This window comes from Stenotrophomonas maltophilia group sp. Smal17 (assembly GCF_030237045.1).
Classification (GTDB): Bacteria; Pseudomonadota; Gammaproteobacteria; order Xanthomonadales; family Xanthomonadaceae; genus Stenotrophomonas; species Stenotrophomonas forensis.
Genome location: NZ_JASJSU010000133.1, coordinates 1 through 9,335, shown reverse-complemented (window position 1 = coordinate 9,335; position 9,335 = coordinate 1). Strand labels below are relative to the sequence as shown.

Below are 9,335 nucleotides of genomic sequence, written 5' to 3'. Positions count from 1 at the left end.
CCACCTCTGACAGATTCCGTGTGCTGTTGGTAGGTGTCGACCTTGGTCGACACATCTGTGAGACATCGAATGAACTCATCCGTGTCGACCAAGGTCGACACCTGCCAGAGCAAAACGCCGCTCTGACAGATCGCGAAAAACTGTCGAAGGCGGGGTGGGTCCGGTTGCAGGGGGTGTCCGCGGCATGGATGCCGCGGCCAAGCCCCCATGGATGGGTTCACGGCGTCCCCTGCAACCGGACCCACCCCGCCAACCCACGGATAGCCAGCTTCGGCTGTTGCTTCGGCTCTGGCTTGCAGCAGGTGCAGGGCTGCAAGCCCTGCAAAGCAAAACCCCTCAGTGAGCAGCAGGCCGCGACGGCGGCAGCCACGCAGCCACGATGCCCAGCAGCGGCAGGAACGCGGTCAGCTGGTAGACGTACTCGATGCTGGTCTTGTCCGCCAGCAGGCCGAGCACGGCCGCGCCCAATCCGCCCATGCCGAACGCGAAGCCGAAGAACAGGCCCGACACCATGCCGATGCGGTGCGGCATCATCTCCTGCGCGTAGACCACGATCGCCGAGAACGCCGAGGACAGCACGAAGCCGATCAGCACCGCCAGCACCGTCGTCCAGAACAGATCCGCATGCGGCAACATCAGCGCGAACGGCGCCACACCCAGGATCGACGTCCAGATGATCGGCTTGCGACCGATGCGATCACCCAGCGGGCCACCCAGGAAACCACCGGCGGCAGAGGCCACCAGGAATGCGAACAGGTGCAGCTGCGCCTGCGCCACCGGAATGCCGAAGTGGTGGATCAGGTAGAAGGTGAAGTAGCTGCCGATGCTGGCCATGTAGAAGTACTTGCTGAAGATCAGCACCAGCAGGATCGCCAGCACCTTGGCCACGGTGCGCGGCGGATGCCGCGGCGCCATCGATGCGGTGCTGGCCGGACGCGGCGTGCCCAGGTGCAGCGCATACCAGCGGCCGACATAGGTCAGCAGCGCGATGCCGATCAGGGCGGCACCGGCGAACCACGAGGCGGCGTGCTGGCCATACGGCACGATTACCGCAGCGGCGATCAGCGGGCCGAGCGCGGTACCGAAATTGCCGCCGACCTGGAACACCGACTGCGCGAAGCCATGACGGCCGCCCGAGGCCAGCCGCGCGATGCGCGAGGCCTCGGGGTGGAAGATCGCCGAACCGATGCCGACCATCGCGGCGGCCAGCAGCACCACGGCGTAGCTCGACGCGAAGCCGAGCAGCAGCATGCCGCACAGGGTCGAGGCCATGCCGATCGGCAGCGAGTACGGCGCCGGGCGCCGGTCGGTGGCCATGCCGACCAACGGCTGGAAGATCGAGGCGGTGAGCTGGTAGGTCAGCGTGATCAGGCCGATCTGGGTGAAGCTGAGATTGAAGCCGCCCTTGATCACCGGATAGATGGCCAGGATCAGCGACTGCATCATGTCGTTGACGACATGCGAGGTGGAAATGGCAGCCAGCACGCCGGGAGCCACCGGGCGTGAGGTCGTTGCAGGAGAAGCCAGGGCGGACATGGACGCAGTCAGGTTGGGGGCGAGCCACGCATGCTACGGTTGCCCTCCCCTCCCTTCTGCCGCGTTCGGGTCATGGCCTATCGCAAAAAGGACATTGCCAGCGACGTCGATCCGGCGGCGCCCTGGCGCGACGTCCCCCAGCATCGCCCGGTCACCTATCGGGTCACCCAGTACCCGGCCGGTAGCCACATCGCAGGCCACAAGCACCAGCGCCACCAGCTGGTCTATGCCATCTCGGGGCTGATGGTGGTGCGCTCGGAAGTGGGCCGCTGGGTGGTGCCCTCGACCCGTGCGATCTGGATGCCGGCCGGCATGGTGCACGCGGTCGACTGCATCGCCGCCGTGCACATGCGCAGCCTGTACATCGACCCGTTGTTCGCGCCGCAGTTGCCGGCCGAACCGTTCGCGGTACAGGTGGCCCCCCTGCTGCGCGAGCTGCTGCAGGCTGCCACGCTGATCAAGGGCGAGCACATCGAAGACAGCCGCGATGGCCGCGTGGTGCGCCTGCTGCTGGACGAACTGCATCGCATGGACGTGCTGCCACTGCATCTGCCCGCCGCGACCGACCCGCGCCTGCAGCGGATCTGCCAGCACATCCAGAAGCAGCTTGGCGATGACGCCACGCTGCAGGACTGGGCGCAGGCACTGGAGGTGGACGTGAAGACCATCCAGCGCCATTTTGCCAGCGAACTGGGCATGACCTTCGGGCAATGGCGGCAGCAGGCGCGGCTTCTGGCCGCCCTGGAGCGACTGGCGGTCGGCGACAAGGTCATCGATGTGGCGCTGGCGATGGGCTACGACAGCCCGAGCGCGTTCACCAGCATGTTCAAGCGTCAGCTGGGGCAGACGCCGGCGGCGTTTTTCCGTTGACCGCATACGAAAACGCCGGGCTTGGCCCGGCGCTTTCGTTCAACTCTTCCGTTGAAAAACTCAGGACGTCATGCGGTCCCAGAAGCCCTTCACGCCATCCATGAAGGTGGCCGACTTCGGCGAGTGCTTGCGTGCTTCCTCGCCGACGAAGGTGGCTTCGAACTGCTCCAGCAGCTTGCGCTGTTCGTTGGTGAGGTTGACCGGGGTCTCCACCACCACGCGGCAGTACAGATCGCCCTCGCTGCGGCTGCGCACCGAACGCACGCCCTTGCCGCGCAGACGGAACAGCTTGCCGGTCTGGGTCTCGGCCGGGATGCGGATCTCCGCCTCGCCCCCCAGGGTGGCCACGCGCACGGTGTCGCCCAATGCGGCCTGCGAGATGCGGATCGGCACTTCGCAGTGCAGGTCGTCGCCATCGCGCTGGAAGATGGCGTGCTCGCGCACGCGCACTTCCACGTACAGGTCACCCGGCGGGGTACCGGCCGGACCGGCCTCGCCCTCGCCCTGCAGGCGGATGCGGTCGCCGGTATCGACGCCGGCCGGCACCTTCACCGACAGCACCTTGTCTTCCTCGACACGGCCGTTGCCGTGGCATGTCTTGCAGGGCTTGGCGATGATCTGGCCGCGGCCGCCGCAGTTGTGGCAGGCCTGCTGCATGGCGAAGATGCCGCGCTGGATGCGCACCTGGCCGCGGCCATGGCACACATTGCAGGTCTCGACCTTGCCGTCTTCGGAGCCACTGCCATCGCAGTCGCCGCATTCGGCCAGGGTCGGAATCTCGATGCGGCGCTCAACGCCACGCACCGCTTCTTCCAGGTCCAGTTCCATCACGTAGCCGATGTCGGCACCGCGACGGGCCTGGCGCGGGCCACCGCCTGCACCACCAAAGATGTTGCCGAAGATATCGCCGAAGATATCGTTCATGTCCGGGCCACCCGGACCGCCACCACCGCCCATGCCGTGCTCGAACGCAGCGTGGCCGTGGCTGTCGTACATGCGGCGCTTGTTGCTGTCGGACAGCACTTCGTAGGCTTCCTTGCACTCCTTGAAGGAGGCTTCGGCCGCCGCATCACCCGGGTTGCGGTCCGGGTGGAACTTCATCGCGCAGCGACGATAGGCCTTCTTCAGCTCGTCGTCGGTGGCGGTGCGGGCAACGCCCAGCACTTCGTAGTAATCGCGCTTGCTCATATCGTGAATCTGGTTCCGGAAAGTCGGGATTCGTCAAAGCGGAAGAGCGGAACCAGGTCCGCTCTTGCGTCGGGCGCCCCGACACGCCGGTGGCGGCCAGGACCCTGATGCGACAACGGGACGCTGCCAGGCAGCGTCCCGCGTCGGTCCGGATCAGGACTTCTTGTCGTCCTTGACTTCGGTGAACTCGGCATCGACCACATCGTCGTTGCCCTTGCCAGCGTTGCCGGCGTCGGCACCCGGGGCGGCACCGCCCTGGTCGGCCGAAGCCGCGGCGAACAGCGACTGGCCGGCTTCTTCCAGCACCTTCGACTTGGCTTCGATCTGCGCCTTGTCGTCACCCTTCATTGCGGTTTCCAGGTCGGCCAGGGCCGCCTCGACCTTGCCGATCACTTCGCCGCCGACCTTGCTGCCGTGCTCGGTGATCGCGCTGCGGGTGCCGTGGATCAGGGCATCGGCCTGGTTGCGGGCCTGCACCAGCTCCTGGAACTTCTTGTCTTCCTCGCGGTTGGCTTCCGCGTCGGCGACCATGCGTGCGATCTCTTCCTCGGACAGGCCCGAACCGGCCTTGATCTCGACCTTCTGTTCCTTGTTGGTCTTCTTGTCCTTGGCCGACACGTGCAGGATGCCGTTGGCGTCGATGTCGAAGGACACTTCCACCTGCGGCAGGCCGCGCGGGGCCGGCTCGATGCCGGACAGGTCGAACTTGGCCAGCGACTTGTTGAAGCGGGCCTGTTCGCGCTCACCCTGCAGCACGTGCACGGTCACGGCCGACTGGTTGTCCTCGGCGGTGGAGAACACCTGCGAGGCCTTGGTCGGGATGGTGGTGTTCTTCTCGATGATCTTGGTGAACACGCCGCCCATGGTTTCGATGCCCAGCGACAGCGGGGTCACGTCCAGCAGCAGCACGTCCTTGACGTCGCCGCCGAGCACGCCGCCCTGGATCGCCGCACCCAGTGCCACGGCTTCGTCCGGGTTGACGTCCTTGCGCGGTTCCTTGCCGAAGAACTCGGTCACCGCCTGCTGCACCTTCGGCATGCGGGTCTGGCCACCGACCAGGATCACTTCGCTGATGTCGCTCGAACGCAGGCCGGCATCGTTCAGGGCGACGCGGCACGGCTCGATCGACTTCTTGATCAGGTCTTCCACCAGCGCTTCCAGCTTGGCGCGGGTCAGCTTGATGTTCAGGTGCTTCGGGCCCGAGGCGTCGGCGGTGACGTACGGCAGGTTCACTTCGGTCTGCTGGGCGCTGGACAGCTCGATCTTGGCACGCTCGGCGGCGTCCTTCAGGCGCTGCAGGGCCAGCGGGTCCTTGCGCAGGTCGATGCCCTGGTCCTTGTTGAATTCTTCAACCAGGTACTCGATGACGCGGTTGTCGAAGTCTTCGCCGCCCAGGAAGGTGTCGCCGTTGGTGGCCAGCACTTCGAACTGCTTCTCACCGTCGACGTTGGCGATCTCGATCACCGAGACGTCGAAGGTACCGCCGCCCAGGTCGTACACCACGATCTTGCGATCCTTGTTGTCGCCCTTGTCCAGGCCATAGGCCAGCGCGGCCGCGGTCGGCTCATTGATGATGCGCTTGACGTCCAGGCCGGCGATGCGGCCGGCGTCCTTGGTCGCCTGGCGCTGGCTGTCGTTGAAGTAGGCCGGCACGGTGATGACCGCTTCGGTGACCTTCTCACCGAGGAAGTCCTCGGCGGTCTTCTTCATCTTTTCCAGCACCTTGGCCGAGATTTCCTGCGGCGCCATCTTCTTGCCGTCGCTGGTCGACACCCAGGCGTCGCCATTGTCATGGGCCAGGATGCCGTACGGGACGTGCGCGATGTCCTTCTGCACTTCGGCGTCGGTGAACTTGCGGCCGATCAGGCGCTTCACCGCGTAGAAGGTGTTCTTCGGGTTGGTCACGGCCTGGCGCTTGGCCGAGGCGCCGACCAGGACTTCGCCGTCCTTGGTGTAGGCGACGATCGACGGGGTGGTGCGATCGCCTTCCGAATTCTCGATGACGCGGGCCTTGCCGCCGTCCATGATCGCCACGCACGAGTTGGTGGTGCCGAGGTCGATACCAATGATCTTGCCCATGGGGGAGACTCCTGAGGATGCTTGTTGGGGTCAGTCCGGCCGTTCGGCCGGTGGATGAATACGATGTGGGGGAGGCTCGTGGAACATTCAAGCCATCTCCCGAACGCTGTGTTCAGCGCCTGGAAAACGTTGCCGGGCAAGGCCCGGCGCTGCCGTCAGTCGGCGGCCACCACCACCAGCGCCGGCCGCAGCAGGCGCTCGTTGAGCAGGTAGCCCTTCTGGAACACGGTCACCACGGTGCCGGGGGCGGCGCCCGGGGTCGGCACCTGGCTGATGGCCTGGTGGTGTTCCGGGTTGAACGGCTGGCCGGTCGGGTCCAGCAGGACCAGGCCGTTGTCGGCGGCGACCTTCAGCAGCTGCTTGTAGGTCAGCTCCAGGCCCTCGCGCAGCGGGTGCGGATCATCGCCGGCGGCCTTGAGGCCGGCATCCAGGCTGTCGAATACCGGCAGCAGCTCGCCCAGCAGCTTCTCGTTGGCGAACTTGCGGGCCTGCTCGATGTCACGGGCGACGCGCTTGCGCTGGTTCTCCAGGTCGGCGCGCTCACGCAGCGCATCGGCCCTGACCTGTTCAACTTCGGCGCGCAGGCGCTCCAGTTCGTCGTTGACGCCGGCGGTGGCGGCCGCATCGGCGGCGGTCTGCTGGGATTCGATATCTGGATGTTCGTGGTTCATGTCTGGGTCCCTGGCGGTCAATCTCCGCCTCCACCCACCCTAGTGTGGGCGGGATGCTGCGTTTCAAGCGTCGGATGTTCCCGGCGTGCGACCGGCCGGCGAAAAGGCCGCGCCGAGCACATCGGCAGTGGCCTGGACAAGCGGGATCATGCGGTCGTAGGCCATGCGCTTGGGCCCGATCACGCCCAGCACGCCCAGCACCTGGCCGTTGGCGGTATAGGGGGCGGTGACCAGCGAAACGCCCTGCAGCGGCATCATCCCGGTTTCCTCGCCGATGAAGATGCGTACACCCGGGGCCTGGATGGTCCGCTCCAGCAGCTGCAGGATCTCGCGCTTGCTGGAGAACAGCTCGAACAGCTCGCGCAGGCGCTCCAGGTCGGACAGGTCCTGCACGCCCATCAGCCGGGTCTGGCCGGCCACCAGCATGTCGTCGGCCGCCGGCTGCAGGGCCTGCTCGGCCAGCTCGATGCTGTGCGCCAGCAGCTGCTCCAGTTCGGAGCGGGCATCACGCAGCTCCAGCAGCAGGCGGGTGCGGATCTCGGCCATCGGCAGCCCGGCGAAATGGGCGTTGAGGTAGTTGGCGACCTGTTCCAGCTGCCCCGGCGCGAACTCCTGGCGGGTCTCGATGACCCGGTTTTGTACCTCGTTGTCGGCGAACACCAGGATCGCCAGCACCCGGCGCCCGTCCAGCGCCACGAAATCGATCTGGCGGAAGGCGAACTGCTCGCGCCGTGGCGCGCTGACCACGCCGACGAAGTGGCTCATCGCCGACAGCAGCTCCGAGGCGCTGCCCAGCAGGGCCTGGGTGCTGCCGCCGCCGGCCAGCTCCTGGCGCAGGCGGGCCAGTTCGCCCTCGCCCGGCGGCTGCATCTGCAGCAGGCTGTCGACGAACACCCGGTAGCCATGCGCGGTCGGAATGCGCCCGGCCGAGGTATGCGGCGAGGCCAGCAGCCCCAGGTCCTCCAGGTCACCGAGGATGTTGCGGATGGTGGCCGGGCTGACCTCCAGGCCGGCCACACGCGCCAGCGTCTGCGAGCCGACCGGCTCGCCGTCCTGGATGTAACGCGCGATCAGCGTGCGCAGCAGATGGCGCGCACGCGGGGCAAGCTGGTCGGGAGAACCGTGCATGGAATCAACCTGTGAGACACGGACACTAGATAATGGCGGCGCATCCCCTTGGCAAGTCATTGGACCTCCCTCGCCCGCGTGCTAGCGTTGCGCGGCTGCTGATACCTCTTACCCATGCTCAGACATCTTTCGATCAAGGATTTCGCCGTCGTCCGCGCCACCGAACTGGAGTTCGGGCCCGGCATGACCGTGGTTTCGGGCGAGACCGGCGCCGGCAAGTCGCTGATGGTCGACGCGCTGGGCTTCCTGTCCGGCCTGCGCGCCGACAGCGGCGTGGTCCGCCATGGCGCGGCCCGCGCCGAGCTTTCCGCCGAGTTCGCGCTGGACCAGCTGCAGGCCGCGCGCCAGTGGCTGGCCGACAACGAGCTGGACGATGAAGAGCAGTGCCAGCTGCGCCGTGTGATCCGCGCCGACGGCGGCTCGCGGTCCTGGATCAATGGCCGTCCGGTCACCCTCGCACAGCTGGCCGACCTGGCCGCGCTGCTGGTGGAGATCCATGGCCAGCATGAACAACAGGCGTTGCTGACCCGTCCGTCGCAGCTGGCCCTGCTCGATGCCTACGCCCGCAACGAGGACGCGCGCCGCCAGGTGCGCCGCGCCGCCGCCGCGTGGCAGACACTGGTCGACGAATCACTGGCGCTGTCGCAACAGGGCGACGTGAGTGACCGGATCGGCTTCCTGGAGCACCAGCTGCGCGAACTGGACCGCGAGGACCTGGAACCGGAGTCGATCGCCGCGCTCGGCGCCAGCCACCGCCGCCAGGCCCATGCCAGCGCCCTGCTGACCGCCTGCCAGGCAGCCAGCAACCAGCTCAACGGCGACGACGGCAGTTCCGCGCTGGACCTGCTGCAGCAGGTGCGCCACGAGCTGTCGCGCCTGATCGAACATGACCCGCGCCTGGGCGAGGTGGACGGCCTGATCGAGAATGCCTCGATCCAGCTGCACGAAGCCCTTTCGCTGCTGGACCGCGTGCATGACGACCTCGACGCCGACCCCGAGCAGTTCGAAGAGAACGAGCGGCGCCTCGGCCGCCTGCACGACCTGGCGCGCAAGCATCGCGTGCCGATGGACGAGCTGGGCGCGCAGCGCGAACGCATGCATGCCGAAGTGGAACAGTTGCGCGGCGCCGACGAGCGCCTGCAGCGCCTGGCCGGCGAGATCGACAAGGCCGCCGCCGCCTGGCGCGTACAGGCCGAAGTACTGACCGCCAGCCGTCGCGGTGCCGCCGCCGAACTGTCGGCCACCACCACCGGCATCATCGCCGAGCTGGGCATGGGCGGCGGCCAGTTCCTGATCGAACTGGAGCCGCAGGACAACGGCAAACCCGATCCGCAGGGTGCCGAGCGCGTGGAGTTCCTGGTCGCGGCCAACGCCGGCCAGCCGCCGCGCGCCCTGCGCAAGGTCGCCTCGGGCGGTGAACTGTCGCGCATCTCGCTGGCCATCGAAGTGGCGGCGCTGGACCTGGATGCGGTGCCGACCATGGTATTCGACGAAGTCGACTCCGGCATCGGCGGCGCGGTGGCCGACATCGTCGGCCAGAAGCTGCGCGCGCTGGGCGAGAAGCGCCAGGTGTTGTGCGTGACCCACCTGCCGCAGGTCGCCTCCAAGGGCCACGCGCATTACCGGGTGAGCAAGGCGCCGGTGGAAGGCATGACCCAGAGTGCGGTGGAGAAGCTGGACAGCAAGGCACGCGAGGAAGAACTGGCGCGCATGCTCGGCGGCGTGGAAGTGAGCAAGGAAGCGCGCGCCGCCGCCCGCAAGCTGCTGCAGGTCTGACGCGCGTACGCGTTCATCCACGCATGGCGTGGATCTACAGGTAGTGCCGGCCGCTGGCCGGCAACCGGACCTGTGTGGAAGAAGATC

General features: G+C 67.1%; 7 protein-coding genes. 2 read left to right on the top strand and 5 right to left on the bottom strand.

The window, feature by feature from the left end:
* Nucleotides 1–336: 336 nt before the first annotated feature.
* Nucleotides 337–1,536 (bottom strand): MFS transporter, encoded by a 1,200-nt coding sequence (locus tag QRO93_RS20505; protein ID WP_053449491.1) that lies wholly within the window; start codon nt 1,534–1,536, stop codon nt 337–339.
* Nucleotides 1,537–1,608: 72 nt separating this feature from the next.
* On the opposite strand from QRO93_RS20505, the gene QRO93_RS20500 reads away from it, so the two are divergent.
* Nucleotides 1,609–2,406, top strand: coding sequence for a helix-turn-helix transcriptional regulator (locus tag QRO93_RS20500; RefSeq protein WP_180879841.1), 798 nt, complete (start codon nt 1,609–1,611; stop codon nt 2,404–2,406).
* Between the two features lie 60 nt (nt 2,407–2,466).
* Here the strand turns inward: QRO93_RS20500 and dnaJ are convergent, their stop codons facing one another.
* The 4 genes from dnaJ to hrcA all read right to left on the bottom strand — a co-directional run bounded on the left by dnaJ (nt 2,467) and on the right by hrcA (nt 7,472).
* Nucleotides 2,467–3,594: a molecular chaperone DnaJ gene (dnaJ, locus tag QRO93_RS20495; protein ID WP_180879843.1), complete on the bottom strand. Its 1,128-nt coding sequence runs from the start codon at nt 3,592–3,594 to the stop codon at nt 2,467–2,469.
* A 153-nt stretch (nt 3,595–3,747) separates the two neighbouring features.
* Nucleotides 3,748–5,673 (bottom strand): molecular chaperone DnaK, encoded by a 1,926-nt coding sequence (dnaK, locus tag QRO93_RS20490; RefSeq protein ID WP_006434175.1) that lies wholly within the window; start codon nt 5,671–5,673, stop codon nt 3,748–3,750.
* Nucleotides 5,674–5,828: 155 nt separating this feature from the next.
* The gene (gene grpE, locus QRO93_RS20485; protein ID WP_006434173.1) at nt 5,829–6,344 is read right to left on the bottom strand and encodes a nucleotide exchange factor GrpE; all 516 of its coding nucleotides are present in this window, start codon (nt 6,342–6,344) and stop codon (nt 5,829–5,831) included.
* Between the two features lie 63 nt (nt 6,345–6,407).
* A complete protein-coding gene (gene hrcA, locus QRO93_RS20480) occupies nt 6,408–7,472 on the bottom strand; it encodes a heat-inducible transcriptional repressor HrcA (RefSeq protein WP_008266321.1) in 1,065 nt (354 codons plus the stop codon).
* Nucleotides 7,473–7,586: 114 nt separating this feature from the next.
* Here hrcA and recN point away from each other — a divergent pair, with 114 nt between their 5' ends.
* On the top strand, nt 7,587–9,248 hold the full coding sequence (gene recN / locus QRO93_RS20475) for a DNA repair protein RecN (RefSeq protein WP_180879844.1): 1,662 nt from the start codon (nt 7,587–7,589) through the stop codon (nt 9,246–9,248).
* The last annotated feature ends 87 nt before the right edge of the window (nt 9,249–9,335 follow it).